We start from the raw sequence: 21726 nt of genomic DNA on the forward strand, positions 1-21726 counted from the left end.
TTCGTAAATTATTGTATTTACGTTAATTTTCCCGAGCCCAAGTTTCATTTATCGTTAACTTTTTAAGGCGCTCACTTGTCCCGTTGCTAACTGATATTCAAAATATGGTCCAACGGATAATCTAAAACGGCATTTTGCATCATCTACGGCATCTTCAGGATCCGTATCCGAAAAATACTCTGCATATACCTTAAACCCTTCCACACTCATAGAAACATTGAGAATGGTTTGCCATAACTTGCCACAACCTTCAGTGCTAGGTGTTGCTTTAGGGTAGCCATTTAAACCCATTTCAATCGGTCGCCTATCTTTTTCAACCGCTTGGTTATCGTTATCAGGCTGCGACTCATAATGCACCAACACGATAATTCTCGGGCGACCTTCGGCCTGCCATTGCCAATGTGAGTTAGTCACACTTTGTGAAAAACGTTGTTGTAAGTTTTCCATTGCAATGTATTTCATGTCAGGCGAACTATTATTAAAGTACAGCACAAAACTAGTGAGAATAGTAATAAACACTATTAACACAACAATTTTGCCGAATAGTTGGCTGCTACTTTCTTGTCCCGCCTGATTTTTATCCAATTTCTTTCCTAATTACGCGCTTTGGGCTAACTATCTGCCTTTATACGCCCCCATCATTTCCCACATTGGGGTAAAGATACCTAAAGCTAGAATTAGCACCATTACCGCCACAATTACGATTAATATAGGTTCAATTTTAGACGTTAAGCTCTTTAAATCATAATCTACTTCGCGTTCGTAATAGTCAGCTACCTCAGCTAGCAGCTCGTCAACCCGCCCGGTTTCTTCGCCAACGGTTATCATTTGCATAACCAAAGGCGTAAACAATTCACTTGAATGGGCCACTCGAGATAAACTTTCACCCTTTTCGATACTGCGCCGCATATTCAAGATTCTTTCTGACATATAGCGATTATCAACCGCATCAGCAACTAAATTTAGCGCTGCAGTAAGAGGAACACCAGACACCAACATCATCGAGAAACTACGCGCAAAACGTCCTAACAAAGTACGTTCTAGAACACCGCCAATGACCGGTAAATTCAACTTGCGCTTATCCCATTTGTAGCGTCCGACATCGGTGTTTAAATACCGTCTAATCGCATAAATCACGCCACCGATGACAAGTAACATAAACGGCCATTTAGTTAAAAACATATCCGACATGCCGATCAAAAATCGAGTCATCAATGGAAGCTCTGCGTCGAACTTTTTGAACATGTCGGCAAATACGGGAATGACAAAGATGTTCATTACAATTAGAGCGGCAATTAATGCGAGAACCACGAAAAAGGGATAACGCATTGCTGATTTAATTTGTTTACGAGTTTCTTGCTCGCGAATTAAGTAATCGGATAGCTGTAAAAATGCATCGTCCAATTTACCAGTGTTTTCCCCCACATGGACAACTGAAACAAATAATTGATTAAATATTTCAGGATGCTGATGCAATGCAGATGACAGCGTCCGTCCACGTTCCAATTGCTCAACAACGTCTTTCAACGCCATTTCCATGCGCTTCGAATTAGTTGAATCTGCTAACCCATTTACCGCACGCAATATGGGTATCCCTGCACGAGTAAGCGAATACATTTGGCGGGAAAAAATAACTAAATCTTCTAAACTAACTTTAGGGGTGAAAAAGTTAATTTCATTACTTTGTTTTTTAGTACCACTTTGCTCGGTACTTTCATAAATATTTAGCGGAGTTACGTTGCGACCAAGCAATATTTTTGCAGCGGTAGACTGATCTACAGCTTCAATTAGGCCGCTGGTTAACTCACCATTAGATGCCCGTCCAGTGTAATTAAACTGAGCCATCTACCTCACCTTCATTATTTGTACTCTTGTGTTCTTCGTCGTGTTCTTGGTCTTGATGAGTTATACCCTCACTTTCAGCAACCATTTCCACCAACCTGAGCACTTCCTCTACAGTGGTAAAGCCTAATTTGGCATAAGACAATGCGACACTGGCCAAAGGTGAATATCCAGGACTATTTAATGCTGCATGACTGAATGCCACTGTGTCTGAGTTTTTCAACGCATCCATCATCGGCTCGGTCATCTCAAGCAATTCAAATACCCCAAGTCGACCACGGTAGCCTTTTTGATTGCAGCTTTGGCAACCAGCCCCTTTTTTAAATGTGGCCGTTTTAGCACTGGCATCGATATTCCCCAACCAAAACATTTCTTCTTCATTAGGGGTATATTCTATTTGGCAGTTATCACAAATTCGTCGTACCAATCGTTGTGCAATAATTGCTCTTAAAGAACTTGCGACCAAATACCCAGGTGCGCCCATATCCAAGAGTCGAATGGCACTGCTTATCGCGTCATTAGTGTGCAAAGTAGATAATACTAAGTGACCTGTTAAAGCACCTCGCAGGCCAATTTCAACGGTTTCTGCATCACGCATCTCCCCCACCATGATAATGTCAGGGTCTTGACGAAGGGTGGTTCTTAAGATGTTAGAAAAGGTCAGATCGATTTTGTTATTGATTTGAACCTGATTGATTCTAGGTAAACGGTATTCCACAGGATCTTCGACCGTGATGATCTTGGTATCTGGCTTATTCAGCTCACTCAATGCACCGTATAATGTCGTAGTTTTACCGGATCCGGTTGGTCCGGTAACCAAAATCATACCGTGGGGGCGTTGCAATAAAGTCCGCAATCGACGTAGCAATGGACCAGGCATACCTGTCTGTTCCAAGGTTAAAAGTCCAGCCGATTGATCGAGTAAACGCATTACCACAGATTCACCGTTTTGCACCGGCATAGTCGACAAACGAACATCAACGGTGTGGCCTTTGATGCGAACTTGCGTTCTACCATCTTGGGGTAAACGTTTTTCAGAAATATCTAACCCAGACATTAATTTTAAACGCAGCACAAGTGCCGAGGCGATATTCTTTTCTTTAATGATGGTTTCTTGCAACATGCCATCTACACGTTGGCGAATCCGTAGTAAACCTTCATCCGGTTCAATGTGGATATCCGACGCTTTAGCCTGCACCGCATCTTCAAAAATGGACTGTAATAGCCTAGCAACTGCGGTGTCTTGCTCTGATTCTAAGCCACTTGCGAAGTCAAACTCATCTTCGTTTTGATATTCTTCGGCTAGCTCTTGGGCAAATGAAGCAATCTCTTCTGTTCGTCGGTAAAAGCTATCGTAGGCTTCAAATAATTGAGCTTGGGAAACCACCGCCAGCTTTAACGGTTTAGTCAGTAACGAAGATAGCGCATCGACGGCATTAATATCAGCCGGATCACTCATACCAACCAATAGGTGGTCGCCTTTGTCATCTAACACAATGGCACGATAACGACGAGCTTGCACTTCTGGTAGTAGCTTCACACTTTCAGGCTGCACCCGGTATTCAGGTATGCTTATTAGCGGTACTTTTAAATGCTGGGATAGAAAAGTCAGTAGGTTATGTTCAGAAACAAACCCTTGCTCAACCAGCACAGCACCTAGCTTTCTACCGGACTCACGCTGAGCTGATAACGCTTGCATGAGTTGCTCTTCGGTTATAATGTTGTTTTGAACCAACAAGTCTCCGAGACGTATTTTAGCTTTAGGCTGCATTATTTAACCTCTGCCAAATAGCGTATTCTTTGCTCAACAAATTCTTCAACCTCAACGGACATTTGGGATAATTGTTTAACATGTCGATAGGCTTCTAAAGCCTCACTCATATTACCTAGTCGCTCTTCTACCACAGCCAAACCAAGCCACCATTTTGCATTCGCTGACTGGCTTTTAGCTAGCTGTTGATAATCCAGTTTCGCCTGTTCAAACTTATTCGCTTTTTGCGCCAATGTTGCTCGATAAGCTACGTAGTCGGGCGCTTGAAAAGCAGATACAGTGTGTGCCATTAGCAACTCGAACCCTTGCACAGGTTTTTTTAGCTGGTCGTATAATCTCGCCTGCATAATTCGCAGTTCTAAATTTCCAGGATATAAATCAATGCCTTTTTGCAGCGTTTTATCAGCTTTGTCATGATTCCCCTGAGCAAATAACATCGACGCCAATCGTTTTCTGGCAGTAGTATTCTCAGGCGTTACCTCAACAAGTTTCTCCAGTAAGTTTATTGCAGTTCGATCATCCCCTCGTTTAAGGGCGATTTGAACTTGTTGCTTTAACTGTTCTTTATCAATTGCAGTGTCGCTAGATTTCATTTCGAAGACACCGTCGACAGTGTCTAGATTCTCTAATTTCTCAGACTCCTGCGGTTTTGATGCAGACTTCATTTTTGTCAATTTTTGCTCAACATCGGCTATCGACACAGATTCTATTTGGGTACTTTGCTGATCGTCTTCTACTCGCTGAACAATTGCATTATTTGCAGACTGCAGCAATTCATTATCTTCAACCTGCACGTTTGCTTGAAGGTTACCAGTGCTTTGAAGCTGCCCTTCAATAACATCTTCATTATCCAGTTGATTGAGCTGTTCTAACTGATTGCCAAGCTGTAATTCAGGATTCGTTGAATCCATCAATCTCTCTGCGTCATGAACAACGTTTGCTTGCTGATCTTGCTTCTCAAGAGGCTGTTCTTGGATATTTTTTTCAGTCTCGGCCGCAATCTCAACAACGTCTTGCGACTGGCTCTTTTGCATAAACAAATTGTCTTTAAACAACCAAATAGCAAAAGCAACTATCAATATCGCGATTAAAATATAGATGGATGCCAACGTCTTTTTCTTTTCGTTTGAAGGGCGATAATCCGCTGAATATTCTGGCTCAGCTTTGCGCTCTTCCAGATCTTGTAGCATTTTATTAACGACACTCATAACAGCCAACTTTCATAAGCAAATGTTGCCGCTAGCGCTAATAAAATCAAACCGGCAATAATCAAGATTAGACGTAGATGTTTGTTTGGCAGCAGCGCCGCTTCCGTATCGTTGATAGCTAAACGAATGTGTTCAAGGGATACTTCTTTTTTGCCTTCACCGTAGGCCAACATCAATGCTTTATGGCACAAGACATTGACAATTCTTGGTGTTCCTTTACTGGCCTTAAACAAGCGTTCACAGCACTTTTTGCTGAATAACTCTTGGCCTTTATATCCGGCTACAGCCATGCGATGACGCACGTATTGGAATACTTGATCAGCATCCATCAAGCGTAGATTATATGAGAATGTAATACGTTGTTTTAGCTGACGTAGTTCAGGTAACGCTAGTTTTTGATCTAATTCAGGTTGGCCAAACAAGACCACTTGCAATAACTTTCTAGACTCAGTCTCTAAGTTGGTCATTAACCTTAACGCTTCAATACTCTCCATTGGTAAAGCCTGAGCTTCATCAATAATCAATACTACCCCTTTGTTTTGTTGGTGTATGTGAATGAGGCGTTGTTGAATACGGTGAGTAAACTCTTGCTGATCAGAGTGATCTGTCAAAGCAACATTAAGTTCACTGGCCACTGATCTGCGCAGTTCAGCAGGGCTTAGAAATGGATTGGGAATGTAGGCAGTAACAAAATCACCTGGCAATTCATTTAACAGCTTACGGCATATCAAGGTTTTTCCGGTTCCCACTTCGCCTGTCACTTTGATAAAACCTTCGCCGGTTTTAAGCGCAGTAACTAGCACAGCTAGCGCTTCTTTGTGACTCGGTAAGCCAAAGAAGTAACTGGTGTTAGGCGTTAATGTGAACGGTAATTCCTTTATACCGTAATGGTACAGGTACATAGTGTTATTCCACGTATAACCAATCAGCCATCTGGTCGCGGCTTTGCTTTAATTGTTGCTTCCAAGTATTTGCATCGACTACAGTTGGCTTGAGTAAAATGACTAGCTCTTTTTTAGTTTCAATATCATTTTTACTTTTAAATAGATTTCCCAATAGCGGAATATCGCCCAGCAACGGCGTTTTTGAATCTGATTCAGAGACTATGGATTGCATCAATCCACCTATCACTACAATTTCACCAGAATTTGCATGAATCACCGTATCCGATTCGCGAATATTGCTCTGAGCTAATGGCAATACGTATCGCTCTTCGTTCAAAGTGATGACTTTCTCTTGCTCATCGGTTTCGATTACTGATGGGTGAACATGCAATAATACGCCGCCCTTGTCATCAATTTGAGGAGTAACATCCAATGCTATACCTGAGAAAAAAGGAGTAAGTTCAATATTTGGTGTGACCGTTGTGGTGCCTGAGGTAATGGTATTTTGATTAGACACTTCGGTTACAAAATATTCATCGTCGCCCACTTTGATGACCGCTTTTTGGTTATTGGTTGCTGTCACTCTAGGGCTAGATAACACTTGGACATTACCTTGGGTTTCAAGCAATGTTAATACCCCAGAAAAGTCTTCATTTAAAAACGATAAACTGGTGACATTACCGATAGCAGCACTGATTTGATTACCAAAGTTTCCAGCTGTAGTAGAAAAGTTTACTTGTGTACTGCTGCTATTACTGTTGGCGATTTGATTCCAGTTAATGCCTTGTTGATATTCATCACTTAATGAAACTTCGATGATTCTAGCTTCTAGCACTACTTGTCGTTTTACGATCTCTTCAGAAACTTTTAAGTATTCTTTCACGCTGCGGATTTCGCCAGGCATCGCGCGAACAGTAACTAATCCAGCTTGCGGAGTCACCATTACCATACGCCCTTCTTCAACCCCAACCATTGACTGTAAAGTCTCTTTCAACTCAGACCAAAAATCGGTTTCAGTTCGTGTACTGATATTAGTGCCATTCGTATTATTACTACTTGAGCCACCACCAATATTATTGCCCGTGGAAGAGTTACCACTGAAATTATTGACGCTATTTGTGTTAGAGTTTTGGTTATTTTCACTTTGCGTTACCCCACCAGAGGCAATACTGGTTTGCGTAGCACCGTCACGTTGCATCAATAGGTAATTGACAGGAAAGGTTTCAGTTCGCATGCCAGAAGGAAATACGCGAAAGATTTGATCGAATTTTTGTACATCATAACCGTATAAATCGGACACCAATTCAAACACTTGCTCGAGTGAAACTTGCTTCAAACTTAACGAAATGGCACCTTTCACCTCAGGGTGGACAGCAACGCTGTAAGGCGTACCTTCAACCAAACCGGCGAAAAAGCTGACAGCATCGACGGCCTTAGCACTAATATCGTATTTCTCTTCATCAAAAAGTGGATCTTCACTTAAGGATTGGCCCGGCAACAACGCTTGGCTTACCGCATCGGGTAAATTGTCTAGCGGCATGCTTTGTTTATCCCGCATCGCTTCAACTTGTTGCTCCATAGCTTGGTCCATGGATTTTTGAGCGGGCCCAGTTTCTGAGGTCGATTGGCAGCCAAATAGTGTCAGCGCTAATCCTAGAAGTACAATTTGCTTAGAAGTCATTGGATGCATCTTTTTTAATTGAGTATTGATTTAATAACAAATCTGTTTCACGGCCGTCTACGATTAGCACGACTCCGTCTTTATTGATTTTTTTCACTTGGTTTCCTCTCCAACTCTGTCCTTCTAGCACAGACTCGCCATTTATGACGGCGACCTTACTGTTGCTCTTGATAAACACAGCGGTTAATACAATAGGCGCTGGACCATTTTCGTCCTCATTGCTTTTAGTGGTTAGCAAGCCCGCCCCTTTGGGTTTAGTTGGATCAATAAGCTGTTGTGCGCCAAGTGCAAAAGACAATAGTAATCCAAGGCTTAAAGTGAATTTACGAATCATTACGAACTCCAATAAATGCACGACTTGTACTTAGCGTATAAATTTCAATCTGCACTAAAGCATCCGGATATTCTTCAACTTTGTACTCAAACTTTTTCCAATAAAACTGATAAGGCAAGGCTTCTACTCTTTGTAGGTATTTTTGAATCTCAAAATAGCCACCTTCCAGAGTCATTTGCACACCATGTTGATACAAATTCACATCCGTTAACTCTTGTTCCTCTTCTAATTTCAGTAAAGGAGTCGGCGCGATAGAGTGCATTTCAACTAACTTGAGCTGTTCAAATTGTGCAAACACTTGTTCTAACAATATAGGCATATGCGACGCTGGCACCAAATTTTCAGTTTGCGCATTCAACGCCTCATCGGCTTTGGAGATTTTTTGTTTAACGCTTTTCAGACGCGCTTTAATGGATGCATCGGGATCTTCTAGCAAGGTTTGCTCTAATAATGCGATTTTGGCATCTAAACTTGCAGCTTCATTAGTTTGCCGCTGAATTTCCATTTTTTCGCGATCCCATTTTTCTAAAACGGGTTCTACCATCAATACGTATCCACCTAATAATATTACCGACAGTGTAGCTATAATTGTTAACGCCCGCTCTCGGGTCGTAAGGGCGGAAAATTTAGCAAGCAAATCAGTATATTGACTTCCTATAGACTGACTCATTGCCCTTTCCCCTTCATATCATCAAGGTTTGAACTGAGTATAAACTGTAATTGCTGTTTGTCATTTCGAAACATTCGAGTTCCGGCGAACTCAGTATCCGCAAAATAACTAGCTTGATTTAATTGCGATACCCATTGAGGAAGTGCTTTGGAATCAGTAGTGGCACCTTCAATATAAAGGCTACGTTCGTTCAATAAGATATTGGTTAACCACAAATTAGTATGGTGATTTTTCGCCAGATCTACCATTAGACTTGAGAAGCCGTTACTCCTTTGCGTTTGACGACTATCCAATTCATTTAAGATGGTGCGTTTCATGGCTAATTCTTGCTGATGTTTTTCCACATCGGCCACAATCGCAGCACTTTGAGTACGAGTATCTTTCGCTTCTATTAAAGATTTGGATAGTTCTTTTTTCTGGGCAATTTGTGCAAGCAATAAATCCGTTTGTTGTTCAGCGTTAGCATGTGAATTACTTGCCCATAACCAAGCCGTCACAATACAAATGATAGACAAAATGGCCAATCCTAAAAGAAAATTCAAATTCAGAAGTATAATTTTAGATTTAAAATCTTCTCTAAAAAAATTGATTCTAGTTTTCATTGGCAATTCCATTTTTCTGCACGAAGGCCGCGCCTAAACTTCCAATGAAGCTGCTACGGTATGATAACCCTTCAACATGAGGCACCTCGACATGGATAGGTTCCACTGTCATAAAAGTTAACTGTTGCATCATTTGCGCTAATTTATCTAAGTGTGGAGATTCGATTGCCAATAGAATTTTCTTAACCGGTGCTTGCCGAAGTTGACTCTCAAAATAATCCATTGAACGTTGAATTTCTACGCTCAGATTATCGCCAACTCCCATTTGTAATTCTTCTTCGCTAAATGTAGGTAAGTTTTCATACCCACGCAAACGTCGAGAAAAGTAGACCTGACCATGTTTGATAATATTCAGACATATCTCCTGCCCCGATTCCTGAACCAAAGTAAGTATCGCATCATCACTAGACTCAACAATATCGGCCATAATCAGCTCTAGAATACTGATACTCTTCAATTCTAGACCAGCATGTAGTATGCCGTCGGTGAGCTCTTCAACTTTATCTTTGGCCAGTGCGACAACATTTACCTTATTTGCCCCAGCGCTTTGCACCGGTAATTCGAAATAGTCGACGACAATTTCGTCTTGGTTTGGCATGAGATCTTTCACACTCCAAACTAACGCTTGTGCCAATTCGTCGTCACTTACTTGCGGCTTTTCAACTTGTTGAATCTGATATTTGCTTGGACTTAGCACCACATGACAAGGAGTATTTGTTAACGATTCTTGTGAAACATAGTTTTGAAGGTGTTTTTGCCAATCGTGGGCAGGCAATAGGTGCTGTTTTACCCAAGTGATATTTTGCTTATCATCATTCAATACAGAGACTTGAATAGAATCGTCGCCAAATTCAAGCCCTATTGAATAGAACTTCGATGGTGTTTTTAAGCGCTGCTTTAGATATTCTCGCCAACCTGCATGCATAGTTCACGTTTTTATATTTTATTTGTTATCAATCTATTACAGCAAACTTTAACCAAAAGCGCTACATATAATACGCTTTTTTAAATACAACTTTTGGGTAATATTACACCCCCAACAACTTTGCATCTGTATGATTTTTATCCATTTAGCTGTTTTAATATCCTTTGCGTTTATTTCGAACACAAACGTCTAGCCAATAGGTACCACTGTTAACTCAACGACATAGGATTATTGAGAGTTGTAGAAAAGCATAAAAATCGTGATTTTTACGGATTAATTCAAGATTCACAGATACTGTTGCCATTACCCGCGTAGAAATTCAAAAGCCGATTATATTTTTCTGGATTATTCCATTTTTCCCGAATATTACATATGTACGGGTAAAAAGTGCGAACAAATGCCCGACCATCTGTATCAAAGAACTGTTCCGCAGCGGCATCGTCACACAAGTCTAACTCTCTACACAGTATTATCTGCTCATAAAAAGTGAAAATTTGGTCCAATGAACCCGCTAATGCATCTGCTTCAACCTGTTTATTTATAAAATCGTTATATTGGCTGGCAACATTCTCTGGTTTGATGGTTGAATCTGTTAATAATTGATTGATGTTATCAACATGGGATGTCATTGAGTCGGTAATTTTTAACCGTGCTTGCATCAATAAGCCATCACTATGATAACGCTCTACAAACGCCATACTTCGGTCAACACGCACTGCATCTTTATGTTCTAAGTATTGAAAGACACCAAAGATACCGCCGATAACCACAGCTAGAGCAGCAATCCATGTTCCTGCTACTTCCGCAATTTGCAATCTTAGTTCTTGTGGCTCCATTAAGGCTTGCAGACCGGTAAACTTTCATTCACTAAACAGGGATCATAGCCTCTTCCCGTTTCGTCATCTGTATCACAACTTTCTTGCTGCTCGTTGCGACACTCGACTTCTTCTGAGCTATCATCGGTAGTCTTACAGCCGCCAATAAAACATAAACACAAGATGGTAAACAGAATCGATATCAAGGAAACTAAGGGTTTGTTTGAATTCATTTATGTTCTCTATTTTTTGCTATCTACTAACAATACTATTAGTCTTAGCTAATTGCACAAAAAAATAACAATAAGAGAGCATATAATGAACAATCGCTATTTAGCAGGATTGCTACTAGTGCTAATAGCCTCGCCTGCGGCGTTTGCAAACTCTTCACTTAAAGACATTCGATTTGTAGCTGGCGCATCGCTAGGATATAGCACCTTTTCCTTTTCCGAAAAACTCGATCACGACATCAGCTTTCCTAGCGTCAATATTCCTGTCGCCGTGACTCTTGAAAACTGGCAATTGTCAGCCAACTTACAGACCACCTTGAAGGATGCTGATATATCCGAAGAAGAAGATACGGGTAAAGCATCTCGTGATGATCTAGACATCACATTAGGCTATCGACTATCAAAAAATTGGACGCTATTTGGTGGTTACAAATATGGCAACACCAAAATTCAATTTACTCCACGGGACATCGACGAAGAAGATCAACTTAACATTACCGATGAACGTTATCGACAAAAAGGACCATTTGTTGGGATAAGTTATCATTGGCAATTTGAGAAAGCTGGCAGTCTTAGTCTGTCTGTCGCTTTCGCAGACCTAAGGGCAAACAACGTTTTTTCTGAAAATACAGATGAAGAAGAGGAAGAAGAGGCAATAGAATTTGACGATCTAACAGGAAATGTTTCTGGTGACACCAAAGGATTTAGTTATAGCTTAAGTTGGACAATGCCAGTTTCCAGCAACTTACTGTTTCAAACACGTTTTAAGATAAATGACTATCAGCAAGATATCGATTATAACGGCGCTCAATTTAACGGCATCGATGAATCTTTTACTTCCTTGCACGTTGGCCTAGCTTACGTTTTTTAAGCCATTCAAAATACCACTATATTGGGGACTTCCTTGTTTTTGGGAGGGCTGAAATAGACCTCTCCAAGTAACGATGAATGTTCCCATGGAATTTGCCTATTGCGAGTTTCCTTTGCCACTGCCGAGCGGACTTTTTTAAATACTTCTTCAATCGAGATGCTTTCGGAAATGTATTTAAGTAGATGTTTAGTATAAACACCATTGTCGCTCCTGCCGTCTAACGCTATCCCTCCAGGCTCAGTGGCAAAGGCAATCAGTGTAGCCGACGGAGCTTTCACCGGAGCTAGACCTTGAGACACTAAAACGTTGCCACTGCCTTCAAAAGGATTATTGCGACAAGCATCTAAAATCACAATGTTTTGTAACTCATTAGTACTTTTCATCAGTTCAAATAGATGGGAGAGATTATACAACTGATCAACAAATTCCTGTTCACTTTCAAACTGGATATTAAGAGGGATGAGGTAATTGGCATGATTAATTTGTATTGCATGCCCCGCATAATAAACAACGGCTAGCTTTTGACTGCCAGCAGCCTTAGCGACTTCTTCGTAGAACCCATTAATCCCTTGGCGTAGAGTCAACGAATTTGCGTCAGTTAAGGTGGTCACTCGAAAACCGAGTTCGAAAAAAGCGTCAGAAATAGCTTCCGCATCATTGAGGGTATTTTTTAAAGGCGCTACTTGGTAATTTTGATTGCCAATTACTAACGCAAAACGGTCGAGATTAACCCCATAGGCACGACCTAAAATCGAGTACAGAGTGATAACCGATAACAGAAGAAATACAATCCAGCGCATTTGACACCAACATTATAGAATCAGATATAAAGCATACTGGTTTATAGGTTAATACTCAAAGGTACGCTATTTACGATTCAGTAGGCTTACTCAAAGCAACACTTTATATTCTTCCCCCCCCAAAAAAAGAACAGTGATTAAAGAATATTGGTTAATGAGTGTGTGAAATTAGCGACATTGCGTTTTTTGGTCTATAACCAAAAGATGCAAGTTCAATAAGCAGCAGAAAGAGCTTCTAAACATTGTCATGTAGTTTCAAAGGAATTGACAACTAACATTGATTTACTGGCTATTGCTACCAGTAAAACTTGGGAGATACATGAGGATGGATAACCGTACCCCACGAACAATCGGGCAATCCTTTATACTTAAATTAATCGGATTGCTGATCTTTATAATTATAGTGTACTTAGCATCTCACATTACATTGATGCACACTAAGTCTAATCTAAATAGTGCAATATCTTGGCAGTATTTTGCGCAAATTTCTAAAATCGGTGAGGTCGATTTCAAAAACCTAAGTGACTTAGACTGGTACATTGACGCCCAAGAAAGTACGCATACCATAGGCAAAATTAGAGACCGTTCTACTACAATTTATGAACTATTCACCAAGACCAAAGCGCAAATTTTTCAATTAAAATCACACCTTAATGATCACCAACAAATCGTTCCTGTTGAGACGCTAGTCAATCAGGGAGCTTATGATGAGGCGTACATTCTAGTAGCTAACATTGGTACTAAACTAGCTGCTAGTAACTTATTACCCAACACCATTAAACAAAATTTGTTTGCTTTATCTAGGTTGAAACGTCAACAAATGATTGACCTACATACCCTATCCCCTCCTAGCAAACTTTTCATGTGGACATCTCCCAATTTATCTATGTTGGAGGTTCTCTTTTGGGCAGTCTTTGGAGTAATAACTAACTTATTGGTGAACTCCGCGGAATATCTTCGCAAACAGAACTTTAATCCGTTAGAGCGTTGGGTCGCTTATACCAAACTTATTTATGGACCTATTCTAGCCTTAGTCATGGTGATGGCAATTATGTTTGGTTGGTTTGACATTGGTCCGTATGAAGCCCGAGTTTGGACACTTCCATTAATAGGATTCATTTTTGGTTACGCTTCCAGACGCACAGCTTCGTTATTCGACAAATTAATTGAAAAAGTACTAGGAGCAGCAACAAGTAGTATAAATGAAGGACCACAAAAAATTTATGAGGAACGAACGAAATTACTTAGAGCCTTAAAAAGTGCAGCTGAACCCAAATCTATCGACGAAATTAAACGTCAAGCTAAAGAGCTTGCCCACGGGTTAGTAGAATCTGAACTTGCGAAGAAGGATACTTCCAAATGAAAATACCAGTGAATTTTATTATTATAATCAGTCTAGTAATCTCAGTGAGCGGCTGTGCAACTCAGGCGGTGTTAAATCTCACCGACAGATCCGTTGAAAATCAAAAAATCTTAGCTCAACAACATGCCAATATTGCCAATGCTTTTAACCAGCAACTATCGACTGAAGTGGAGATGGTTAAATTAGTCGGGTCTAAACTGAGCAAGCAGTGTGACGCTATAAACCAGAGAACTCACACATATGCTCAAGCTTTAATTAGTAATTCCAAACTTAAAATTAAGCAACGCTTTTATGAACAAGTAATTGAGTTTCAAAATAAAACATACCCACAACAGTTCAATACCGCATATGCTCCTTTAGAGGCTTCCTTTAAGGTTTATGAAGCTCAATTAAAAGAGCTTGAAAATGCACAAACCATAACGCCACTTGATGTGGATGTTAGTCGAAAAATAATAGTTAAAAAGACCCAAATATTAGCCGTTTCAGGTCGCCACTCTAGGGATGATTTGGATTTACGAGAGACCTATTTTGAGAAGATATTAAAATATAAAACGACTCTGTTCGATAATATTGATGCCCAATACACAATGATCAACCCACCAGCGGGGACAGATTGTAAGAGCTTCAATAATCAGGCTCAAGACATTGCCAAACAACTGTTGAGCCTGCAAGCAAGTTTAGCTGCTCACTATGGTCAACTGGATACACTAAACGATCAACAGTTACAAACCTTGTTAACTTTAAAAAATAATGTTGATAGGTCTCCAATTTACGAACTAATTTTGGAAGGTGCTAGCGATAACCTCAAAACCAAATTAACAGCCATAAGCAGTAAGCTTAGTGGTCTATTGACGCCATTAAGCTCTAGCTTTGACCAGTTTTTAGGGAAGCTGTCGAATAACGCATTTCAGAGTTTAGGTAACCTAACGGGCACGTTAAATAACCTAGAAACGAATTTAACGAAAAGTATTAATAATAAGTTCAGTGATTTAATAGACGAAATTCCAAATCATGTAAATAACTTAATCAATCAACACGCTGCATCACCTATGCCTGCTAAGTCGCAAGGAGAAGAATAATGAGAACCAGAAGATTAGTACCTAGTTTCGACGCTCTTCCGCCAGAGGCGAAAAAAATAGCGGATAATGCCAGACAAGAAATGGATGATTGGATCGATGAAAAAGTCGAGGCCTTAGCCGACGACATGACTACTGAGTTGAGTAAAGGTGTAGCCCTGCTGCAAGCACAAGTTTCCGAGATAGAAAGTGAGCTGGCCGAAAGCCGCAAAAGCATGGAGGCCATATTAGGACAAATAACCAAACTTCAACAAGATATCACTCTAGGGGATGGAGCTGAAATCAACAAAGCCATAGAACTGACCCAACAAAGTGTTGAAAAAGTGAAAACTGAATTGGCCAATCGTGAGGCTAAATGGAAAGCCTTGGGCAATGGCATTGTTGATCAAGTGTCAGGTGCTATCGATAAGGTCATTCCTATAAGCATTTGAGATAATAGGTTTATAGAAATTCACGGAACATAATGTATCCAGCAGATTATGGGTAAATTCAACACCTATAAAAAAGTCTCGCTTCAGCGAGGCTAGTGACTGGATATTGTGCAAACTATTTAGTCATGGGACAACGTAGAGAAACTACCCTCAAAAGGCCAAGTCCCATCACAGCCATAGTACTCGGCTCTGTTTCATCAACATTGCCTGGTTGTGCTGGGTTAATTTAGCTGTATTTTACGGACGCTGATTTCATCCACGAAAACAACAATCAAAGTGTAATAAGGGATATCATGATAAAATAAGTTTCAAAGCTGACAATAGCTAGTTGCCACTTAAGTAATGAGTTAACTAAATACAATGCACACAAGAAACCTCCATAAAAACGGCTATGATTTTGCTCAGCTAGTTAAATTCGCTCCACAGCTCACAAACTTTATTATAAAAAAAGAAGGGAGACGAGCGACCATCAATTTCGCCGATCCCAGCGCAGTAAAAAACCTCAATCAAGCGCTGTTAAAACAATATTACAAGTTAAGCTACTGGGATATTCCTGAGGGTTTCTTGTGCCCTCCTGTCCCAGGAAGAGCGGATTACATTCATCATATTGCTGACTTAATCACTGCAACCACAAACAAGCAAAATGACGTTTTAGGACTAGATATTGGCGTGGGGGCTAATGTTATTTATCCCATAATTGGTAGCCAAACCTATGGCTGGCACTTTGTTGGCAGTGATATCAGCGACGCCTCACTGCAATCAGCAAGACATATTGTCGCCAACAACGACAATCTAAAAAAGCAGATCACTATTCGCAAACAACAGAATAGCCAGCATATATTTAAAGGATTAATTCAGCCAGACGATAAATTTACCTTTACTATGTGTAATCCCCCTTTTCACGCCAATGCAAAAGACGCATTAGCTGGAAACCAGCGTAAGAACCGTAACCTCGCTAGACATAAACAAAAAAGACAAGGCAGGGAGCAACGCTATTGCGAAGCGAACAAAACCCATCTTAACTTTGCCGGACAGCACAACGAATTATGGTGTAAAGGCGGCGAACCAGCGTTTATCAGTAAGATGATTATTGAAAGTCAGCAATTTGCCAAACAAGTGCAATGGTTTACCTGTTTAGTTTCCAAAAAAGAGCATCTAAATGCGATCTACCGGCAATTAAAGCAAGTCCAGGTCAAAGAGGTTAAAACCATTGAAATGCATCAAGGTAGTAAAGTGAGCCGCTTTATTGGCTGGCAATTTTAAGCCAATTCCTGCAAAGTTTTAAGCCACTTTCTACAACGAATCGCAAAAGTCTTCATAGTAGATAAAGGAAAAGCGCAACTAAGTGCGCCTTCCATTTAGCTATACTGAATGTAAAAAAGATAAATAGTCTTAAAAAACACCACTGGACGAACAAACCTGCTGAGCAGCTTTAAGCTGAGAGTTATAGTGGCAAGCGCCTAATCCCATACTACTCGCTTCGAAGTAGCCATTTTCGCAATCTCTTATTGTGTATTCATCACCATTGTTACAGCGTAGTTTTATCCACACACCATCACGGCTTAAATAGGTCGATAAATTCTTCTTGGCCGTTGACTGACTGCTATTACTACTGCTGCTACTGGGAGATTGCCCGTAGCACTATTTAACCAACAAGAATTTGTCTCAAAGCGCAAAGAAATAGGCTTTTTACAGATGCGGTTAAATTAACAATGATTAAAAAGTTTCCGCTAGTTTTACTGCCGAACCTTTCATTAATTGTTTGGCTCGCTGAATATCTTTTTTATCAATGGTCTGCACAACGACCGACCATTGATTGTTCTTTCTTCCTTGCCTCACTTCATTGACCACTGAATCATGATCTGGTCTTAAAGAAGCGGCTCCTGCTACTAGTAGCCCCATAAAAGTTCCTAAAGTACCGGTTGCTATCATCAACATTATCGGACTAGAAACGGCAAATTGAATACCGGAAATAATCAAAGAAGAGGCTACTAATAAGCCGATAACTAAGCCGATCAATCCCAACATAATATGCGACGCCAACAATGTGCGACCAATTTGTTTAGTTTCAGGTTCGATTTTTTTAGCAAACTGTTTATCTTTCGGTGAAACCACTGCTACTTCGTCGCTGGATACGCCACCTTTAGTGATTAAGATTTCAGCTGTTTTCTTGGCTGTAGATTCATCTTCAAACACCCCTACTACTTTTCCGGGGTGATGTTCTTCATTCATTTTAAGGTTCATATCATTCTCCAACTACTTTTAATCCAGGTTTGATTAATCTTCGATTTAATAAAACTCAGATTTATTTATTCACTTAGCAATGTATGAGCAAGGTGAATGCCAGTTACAAGTAATCATAGTGAAGTGAGAAATGAGATTCCGACTCTATTCAAATAATTCCATTTTTTGACGGCAAAAGAGGCACGTAAGATTATTAAGAAACAACAACAGAAATACTCTAAGTAATTGTATTAAATATATTTTATTTAAACTTACAATCATCTTGAAATATAAATTAAGCGCTGGGAGTTTTTCAACTTAGCGGACAGCAAATTTAACAGTAAATACTCACTAACCGCTATTTGGATAGTTAAAATAAGTAAACCAAGTGAAACATTTTCAAAGTGTGTAACTTTTACCCAGTGATAAGACCTCTCCCATCGTTCTGTGTGTTGGTCGAAATTCATTTGCCTAAACGGCAAAAAAATAGTTAAAGTTGGTTGGTTTTCTCAGTGCAAAATAGGAATAGTTAAAAATGCCTGATGGCGTCAGTCAGACTTCAACTCTGCACACTCCCCTTGCTGTTTATCGTTCGCAAATTGGCAGTAAACTTGTGGACGACCCATCGCAGTTACAAGCAATAACGGCATTGAATGCGCTATTCTTAGAACTCACCAATCCACGTAAAGCGACTAGCGAAATTCAAAAAGGACTCTACTTGTGGGGTGATGTGGGCCGCGGTAAAACATTTTTGATGGATTTGTTTTATGATTGCCTTCCGGCTAAGGGCAAATTAAGACTGCATTTTCACCGTTTTATGGCACGTATCCATCAAGCCCTTAAAGAACATGCAGGCCAACAAGATCCGCTTGTGCAGATTGCCAAAGATCTGGCAAAACATAATCGTATCTTATGTTTTGATGAGTTTTTTGTATCTGACATTGGCGATGCCATGATCTTGGCTGGTTTATTCACCTGTTTGTTTGAACAAGGCGTTGTGCTATTGGCAACCTCAAATATCCCCACCGAGCGTTTATACGAAAACGGCCTAGCCCGTCACAAATTTCTGCCTTGCATTGCTTTATTGCAACAACATACCCAAACCTTGCATCTTGCCGGTAAGCAAGATCATCGGTTACATGCACAAAATGTGGAAATTAACAGCACAGTTGACCAGTTCCTTTCAAATTACATTGGAGTTGGCTCAAGCATAGATTTGCCGACTATTTTTTCGGAGTTAACGCAGGCAATTCCGTTAACACAAATAAACCATTCCAGTATCGATATTTGTCATCGTCAGATCCCTGTTATTCAGGCTACCCAAAGGCATATTCAAAACTCAGTGGTTTGGTTCGATTTTGCCGCATTGTGCGAAGGCCCGCGCTCTCAACTCGATTACATTGAGATAGCATCGAGCTATAACACCCTGATGCTAAGCGGCGTGCCTCAACTAGGTGGCAAAGTTAGAGGCTGGATTAAAGCACGAGGCACAGAAGATGGTGTAGGTGAGAACCAGGCGACCACTACTGGTGAACGGGTTGTATCTTACGCGGTAAATGACGACATGGCGCGACGTTTTATCAGCCTGATAGACGAACTTTATGACCAAGGAGTCCGATTATACTTAAGTACGGAAGTACCACTCAACGAACTCTATTTAGAGGGGGCCCTCACATTTGAATTCCGCCGTACCTATAGTCGTCTAATTGAAATGAGCCGAGATTAACCTGGTTTTTTTTCATCATAAACGAGACACCCATGTTTATTCCCCCTAAACAGGACAGCCACGTTTAGTTAAACCTTAAACAAGACACCCATGTTTAGTTAACCCTAAACAAGACACCCATGTTTAGTTAAACCCTAAACAAGACACCCATGTTTAGTTAAACCCTAAACAAGACACCCATGTTTAGTAGCGATTAATTTTGTATTGCAAACTAAACACAACAGGTTGAATAAATTAGACTAATCTAGCTCAGACAGTGTGTACAAAGAGAGTATTGTGGTAGCTTTAAAGACAAAGTAAACGGACGTTAAATGAAGGAAACAAAACAATAATGCGAATATTACAACCTCTAACAATAGCCAGCCTTATACTTGCCAGTTCATTCATGGCCAATGCACAACAAATTATTAAACCAGCACCTTTGGTATCTATTCCAACTCAAGATACTTTTTTCGCTAGTCTGAAAGCTTTATGTGGAAAGGCGTTTGCTGGTAAAGTCACTATCGATAATCAAGGCCCAAGCAATATGTCTGAGCAGCCATTAATCATGCATGTAAGACGTTGTACAGATCAGCAATTGCAAATACCCTTTCACGTTGGCGATGACGCTTCACGCACTTGGATTATAACCAAGACAGGGTCAGGCCTTTCCCTGAAACATGATCACCGCCATGCTGATGGTTCCTATTCAGAATCCACTATGTACGGCGGCCACACTGAGGACGCAGGTTTCCCACAGGCACAATCTTTCCCTGTAGATCAATATTCTAAAGAATTATTCGCAAAGGGTGGGAATCCACAATCCAGTACCAATATCTGGCAAATGTATATCTATCCTGAGGTATTTACCTATCGTTTAATCCGCGAAGGAAGAGAGTTTCGAGTAGATTTCGATTTGACTCAAGAAGTCGATACACCAGCGGCTCCTTGGGGATATCAAGATTAAACAAGTCCTCAGTAATAATGATAAATAAGATGGTTTAGGTAGTAGCAACGAAATCTACCTAAACACTTTTAACTTGAGCTTCTGACATTGCTTGCCTGTATTGTGAAGGGGTTGTCCCCGTATGCTGCTTAAACAAGCCATTGAAACTCGATTTCGATTTGAAGCCACACTCAAATGCTAGATCCAAAATGTTTTTTTGCTGATTCTCTCTTTTTCCTAGTAGGGATTTCATTTCCTCTACCCGAAACTCAGTTACATATTGATAAAAGTTTTTGCATAAGCCTCTATTCAGGACCGTTGAGAGAATGCGCCGAGGAACATCAATAGCATCTGCTAAGCTATAAACTGAAAATTCAGGGTCAAGGTATGGTTTTTTATTCAGCATGTAGGTTTGCATTTTTTCTATCACTTCCTTCATAACCGCTTCACTCACTGGTAAACCCTGATTATCAGTGGCTGCTGTAGGTGTCTTCTGGTTCTCTTCAGGAACAGAAGATGCTGTTTGCTGACGGTAAAATACCGGCTTTTGTTTTACTCCGAAGAAACACAATATAGTAATAATAGAAACAAAAGATATCATGTGTAGTGTCTGCGGATTAATGCGATTTGCAGTCACCAGCACTTCTTCATTAATAAAATTCGCCACAACAACTAATACTAAGATTGTCGGAAGTGCATAAATCCAACTTAATGTTATTTGATTATTTTTCTGAGAAAAGAACCCTTCTATTTTTGTCTGATGTTTTGCTAAAAGGTAAAAGGTAAGCGCGCCATAACTAATAAAAGAAAGACCATTAATCAGTGCAAAATGCACTAACAAAGGCTGGAAAAGAGTAAATACCCAATTATTCCCCACTGGGCCCATTTGCATCTCGGGATTTTCTGGCATGGGTGTCATAGGTTGAGGATGAGAAAATGAAATAAACAAAATATAGGTAAGAATGAACGGAACCATATGCAAAGCAGTTAGTTTACTCAGATGAACTCGCATACTAGTAAGTTTTCTTACGTAAAGATAAAGGAGCGGTCCATGCAGTAAGTTTAAAGTTGGATTTGTATACTTGTGTAACAAAGGAATATGCAGATTAAAATGTACTAAACACATATGTATAAGTGGGACATTTAGCAGTACCAACCAAACACACAGCAAGATGTCTGAACTGTGTTTTACTTTTTTGCTAGCAATGTTAACCAAGGTAAAAATAGTAAGGGCTAAACCGACAATACATATTTCCCAATTAAAATTACTATCAATCAACCCTATTTCAACTTCGTTCATAAACTAAATACGTCCATTTCCTCAAAAAGACGTCCAAATTGCGCCATTT

General features: G+C 40.2%; 22 protein-coding genes. 7 read left to right on the forward strand and 15 right to left on the reverse strand.

Annotated features, from left to right (window positions below; all coding sequences use genetic code 11):
• Positions 1 to 54: 54 nt before the first annotated feature.
• From ABWV72_RS08555 to ABWV72_RS08610, 12 genes are all read right to left on the reverse strand, one after another.
• Entirely contained in the window at positions 55 to 585 is a 531-nt protein-coding gene (locus tag ABWV72_RS08555; protein WP_216050473.1) for a hypothetical protein, read from the reverse strand.
• Between the two features lie 30 nt (positions 586 to 615).
• Positions 616 to 1845, reverse strand: a complete 1230-nt coding sequence (locus ABWV72_RS08560; protein ID WP_353369972.1) for a type II secretion system F family protein — start codon at positions 1843 to 1845, stop codon at positions 616 to 618.
• A complete protein-coding gene (locus ABWV72_RS08565) occupies positions 1832 to 3613 on the reverse strand; it encodes a GspE/PulE family protein (protein WP_216050475.1) in 1782 nt (593 codons plus the stop codon). The genes ABWV72_RS08560 and ABWV72_RS08565 overlap by 14 nt, the downstream gene beginning before the upstream one ends.
• Complete coding sequence (locus tag ABWV72_RS08570) at positions 3613 to 4821, reverse strand: tetratricopeptide repeat protein (protein WP_303502220.1); 1209 nt, start codon at positions 4819 to 4821, stop codon at positions 3613 to 3615. The genes ABWV72_RS08565 and ABWV72_RS08570 overlap by 1 nt, the downstream gene beginning before the upstream one ends.
• Positions 4818 to 5723, reverse strand: coding sequence for an ExeA family protein (locus ABWV72_RS08575; RefSeq protein WP_216050477.1), 906 nt, complete (start codon positions 5721 to 5723; stop codon positions 4818 to 4820). Before ABWV72_RS08575 ends, ABWV72_RS08570 begins: the two co-directional genes overlap by 4 nt.
• A gap of 4 nt (positions 5724 to 5727) precedes the next feature.
• Complete coding sequence (mshL, locus tag ABWV72_RS08580) at positions 5728 to 7386, reverse strand: pilus (MSHA type) biogenesis protein MshL (protein ID WP_353369975.1); 1659 nt, start codon at positions 7384 to 7386, stop codon at positions 5728 to 5730.
• The gene (locus ABWV72_RS08585; protein ID WP_353369977.1) at positions 7376 to 7720 is read right to left on the reverse strand and encodes a hypothetical protein; all 345 of its coding nucleotides are present in this window, start codon (positions 7718 to 7720) and stop codon (positions 7376 to 7378) included. Before ABWV72_RS08585 ends, mshL begins: the two co-directional genes overlap by 11 nt.
• A complete protein-coding gene (locus ABWV72_RS08590) occupies positions 7710 to 8390 on the reverse strand; it encodes an MSHA biogenesis protein MshJ (RefSeq protein ID WP_353369979.1) in 681 nt (226 codons plus the stop codon). Before ABWV72_RS08590 ends, ABWV72_RS08585 begins: the two co-directional genes overlap by 11 nt.
• On the reverse strand, positions 8387 to 8992 hold the full coding sequence (locus tag ABWV72_RS08595; RefSeq protein ID WP_342806590.1) for a PilN domain-containing protein: 606 nt from the start codon (positions 8990 to 8992) through the stop codon (positions 8387 to 8389). The genes ABWV72_RS08590 and ABWV72_RS08595 overlap by 4 nt, the downstream gene beginning before the upstream one ends.
• Positions 8982 to 9917 carry a type IV pilus biogenesis protein PilM gene (pilM, locus tag ABWV72_RS08600; RefSeq protein WP_353369981.1) on the reverse strand — a complete coding sequence of 312 codons (936 nt, stop codon included), beginning with the start codon at positions 9915 to 9917 and terminating at the stop codon, positions 8982 to 8984. The genes ABWV72_RS08595 and pilM overlap by 11 nt, the downstream gene beginning before the upstream one ends.
• A gap of 278 nt (positions 9918 to 10195) precedes the next feature.
• Positions 10196 to 10753, reverse strand: coding sequence for a DUF4760 domain-containing protein (locus ABWV72_RS08605; protein ID WP_353369983.1), 558 nt, complete (start codon positions 10751 to 10753; stop codon positions 10196 to 10198).
• Entirely contained in the window at positions 10753 to 10965 is a 213-nt protein-coding gene (locus tag ABWV72_RS08610) for a hypothetical protein (RefSeq protein ID WP_303502229.1), read from the reverse strand. Before ABWV72_RS08610 ends, ABWV72_RS08605 begins: the two co-directional genes overlap by 1 nt.
• Before the next feature lie 85 nt (positions 10966 to 11050).
• On the opposite strand from ABWV72_RS08610, the gene ABWV72_RS08615 reads away from it, so the two are divergent.
• Positions 11051 to 11833, forward strand: coding sequence for an outer membrane beta-barrel protein (locus tag ABWV72_RS08615; RefSeq protein WP_353369985.1), 783 nt, complete (start codon positions 11051 to 11053; stop codon positions 11831 to 11833).
• A 5-nt stretch (positions 11834 to 11838) separates the two neighbouring features.
• Here ABWV72_RS08615 and ABWV72_RS08620 read toward each other — a convergent pair whose 3' ends face one another.
• Positions 11839 to 12633 carry a caspase family protein gene (locus ABWV72_RS08620; protein ID WP_216050485.1) on the reverse strand — a complete coding sequence of 265 codons (795 nt, stop codon included), beginning with the start codon at positions 12631 to 12633 and terminating at the stop codon, positions 11839 to 11841.
• Between the two features lie 325 nt (positions 12634 to 12958).
• On the opposite strand from ABWV72_RS08620, the gene ABWV72_RS08625 reads away from it, so the two are divergent.
• The 4 genes from ABWV72_RS08625 (at position 12959) to rlmF (ending at position 16766) form a co-directional block, all read left to right on the forward strand.
• Positions 12959 to 13996 (forward strand): hypothetical protein, encoded by a 1038-nt coding sequence (locus ABWV72_RS08625; RefSeq protein WP_216050486.1) that lies wholly within the window; start codon positions 12959 to 12961, stop codon positions 13994 to 13996.
• Entirely contained in the window at positions 13993 to 15075 is a 1083-nt protein-coding gene (locus tag ABWV72_RS08630) for a hypothetical protein (protein WP_353369988.1), read from the forward strand. Before ABWV72_RS08625 ends, ABWV72_RS08630 begins: the two co-directional genes overlap by 4 nt.
• Entirely contained in the window at positions 15075 to 15503 is a 429-nt protein-coding gene (locus tag ABWV72_RS08635; RefSeq protein WP_353369990.1) for a spectrin repeat-containing protein, read from the forward strand. Before ABWV72_RS08630 ends, ABWV72_RS08635 begins: the two co-directional genes overlap by 1 nt.
• A 360-nt stretch (positions 15504 to 15863) precedes the next feature.
• Positions 15864 to 16766, forward strand: a complete 903-nt coding sequence (gene rlmF, locus ABWV72_RS08640) for a 23S rRNA (adenine(1618)-N(6))-methyltransferase RlmF (protein WP_353369992.1) — start codon at positions 15864 to 15866, stop codon at positions 16764 to 16766.
• 453 nt (positions 16767 to 17219) lie between these two features.
• Here the strand turns inward: rlmF and ABWV72_RS08645 are convergent, their stop codons facing one another.
• Complete coding sequence (locus ABWV72_RS08645; RefSeq protein ID WP_353369994.1) at positions 17220 to 17747, reverse strand: HPP family protein; 528 nt, start codon at positions 17745 to 17747, stop codon at positions 17220 to 17222.
• A gap of 514 nt (positions 17748 to 18261) precedes the next feature.
• Between ABWV72_RS08645 and zapE the strand changes: the two genes are divergently transcribed.
• Positions 18262 to 19452: a cell division protein ZapE gene (gene zapE, locus ABWV72_RS08650; protein ID WP_353369996.1), complete on the forward strand. Its 1191-nt coding sequence runs from the start codon at positions 18262 to 18264 to the stop codon at positions 19450 to 19452.
• Between the two features lie 331 nt (positions 19453 to 19783).
• A complete protein-coding gene (locus tag ABWV72_RS08655; protein ID WP_353369998.1) occupies positions 19784 to 20398 on the forward strand; it encodes a hypothetical protein in 615 nt (204 codons plus the stop codon).
• A gap of 58 nt (positions 20399 to 20456) precedes the next feature.
• Here ABWV72_RS08655 and ABWV72_RS08660 read toward each other — a convergent pair whose 3' ends face one another.
• The gene (locus ABWV72_RS08660) at positions 20457 to 21677 is read right to left on the reverse strand and encodes a helix-turn-helix domain-containing protein (protein ID WP_353370000.1); all 1221 of its coding nucleotides are present in this window, start codon (positions 21675 to 21677) and stop codon (positions 20457 to 20459) included.
• Between the last annotated feature and the right edge of the window lie 49 nt (positions 21678 to 21726).

Source organism: Aliiglaciecola sp. NS0011-25 (assembly GCF_040370605.1).
In the GTDB taxonomy this organism is placed as follows: domain Bacteria; phylum Pseudomonadota; class Gammaproteobacteria; order Enterobacterales; family Alteromonadaceae; genus Aliiglaciecola; species Aliiglaciecola lipolytica_A.

Coding starts and splice junctions, on each gene's coding strand:
- ABWV72_RS08560 (WP_353369972.1), bottom strand. CDS start 1,845: ATGGCTCAGTTTAATTACACTGGACGGGCATCTAATGGTGAGTTAACC.
- ABWV72_RS08565 (WP_216050475.1), bottom strand. CDS start 3,613: ATGCAGCCTAAAGCTAAAATACGTCTCGGAGACTTGTTGGTTCAAAAC.
- ABWV72_RS08570 (WP_303502220.1), bottom strand. CDS start 4,821: ATGAGTGTCGTTAATAAAATGCTACAAGATCTGGAAGAGCGCAAAGCT.
- ABWV72_RS08575 (WP_216050477.1), bottom strand. CDS start 5,723: ATGTACCTGTACCATTACGGTATAAAGGAATTACCGTTCACATTAACG.
- mshL (WP_353369975.1), bottom strand. CDS start 7,386: ATGACTTCTAAGCAAATTGTACTTCTAGGATTAGCGCTGACACTATTT.
- ABWV72_RS08585 (WP_353369977.1), bottom strand. CDS start 7,720: ATGATTCGTAAATTCACTTTAAGCCTTGGATTACTATTGTCTTTTGCA.
- ABWV72_RS08590 (WP_353369979.1), bottom strand. CDS start 8,390: ATGAGTCAGTCTATAGGAAGTCAATATACTGATTTGCTTGCTAAATTT.
- ABWV72_RS08595 (WP_342806590.1), bottom strand. CDS start 8,992: ATGAAAACTAGAATCAATTTTTTTAGAGAAGATTTTAAATCTAAAATT.
- pilM (WP_353369981.1), bottom strand. CDS start 9,917: ATGCATGCAGGTTGGCGAGAATATCTAAAGCAGCGCTTAAAAACACCA.
- ABWV72_RS08605 (WP_353369983.1), bottom strand. CDS start 10,753: ATGGAGCCACAAGAACTAAGATTGCAAATTGCGGAAGTAGCAGGAACA.
- ABWV72_RS08610 (WP_303502229.1), bottom strand. CDS start 10,965: ATGAATTCAAACAAACCCTTAGTTTCCTTGATATCGATTCTGTTTACC.
- ABWV72_RS08615 (WP_353369985.1), top strand. CDS start 11,051: ATGAACAATCGCTATTTAGCAGGATTGCTACTAGTGCTAATAGCCTCG.
- ABWV72_RS08620 (WP_216050485.1), bottom strand. CDS start 12,633: ATGCGCTGGATTGTATTTCTTCTGTTATCGGTTATCACTCTGTACTCG.
- ABWV72_RS08625 (WP_216050486.1), top strand. CDS start 12,959: ATGGATAACCGTACCCCACGAACAATCGGGCAATCCTTTATACTTAAA.
- ABWV72_RS08630 (WP_353369988.1), top strand. CDS start 13,993: ATGAAAATACCAGTGAATTTTATTATTATAATCAGTCTAGTAATCTCA.
- ABWV72_RS08635 (WP_353369990.1), top strand. CDS start 15,075: ATGAGAACCAGAAGATTAGTACCTAGTTTCGACGCTCTTCCGCCAGAG.
- rlmF (WP_353369992.1), top strand. CDS start 15,864: ATGCACACAAGAAACCTCCATAAAAACGGCTATGATTTTGCTCAGCTA.
- ABWV72_RS08645 (WP_353369994.1), bottom strand. CDS start 17,747: ATGAACCTTAAAATGAATGAAGAACATCACCCCGGAAAAGTAGTAGGG.
- zapE (WP_353369996.1), top strand. CDS start 18,262: ATGCCTGATGGCGTCAGTCAGACTTCAACTCTGCACACTCCCCTTGCT.
- ABWV72_RS08655 (WP_353369998.1), top strand. CDS start 19,784: ATGCGAATATTACAACCTCTAACAATAGCCAGCCTTATACTTGCCAGT.
- ABWV72_RS08660 (WP_353370000.1), bottom strand. CDS start 21,677: ATGAACGAAGTTGAAATAGGGTTGATTGATAGTAATTTTAATTGGGAA.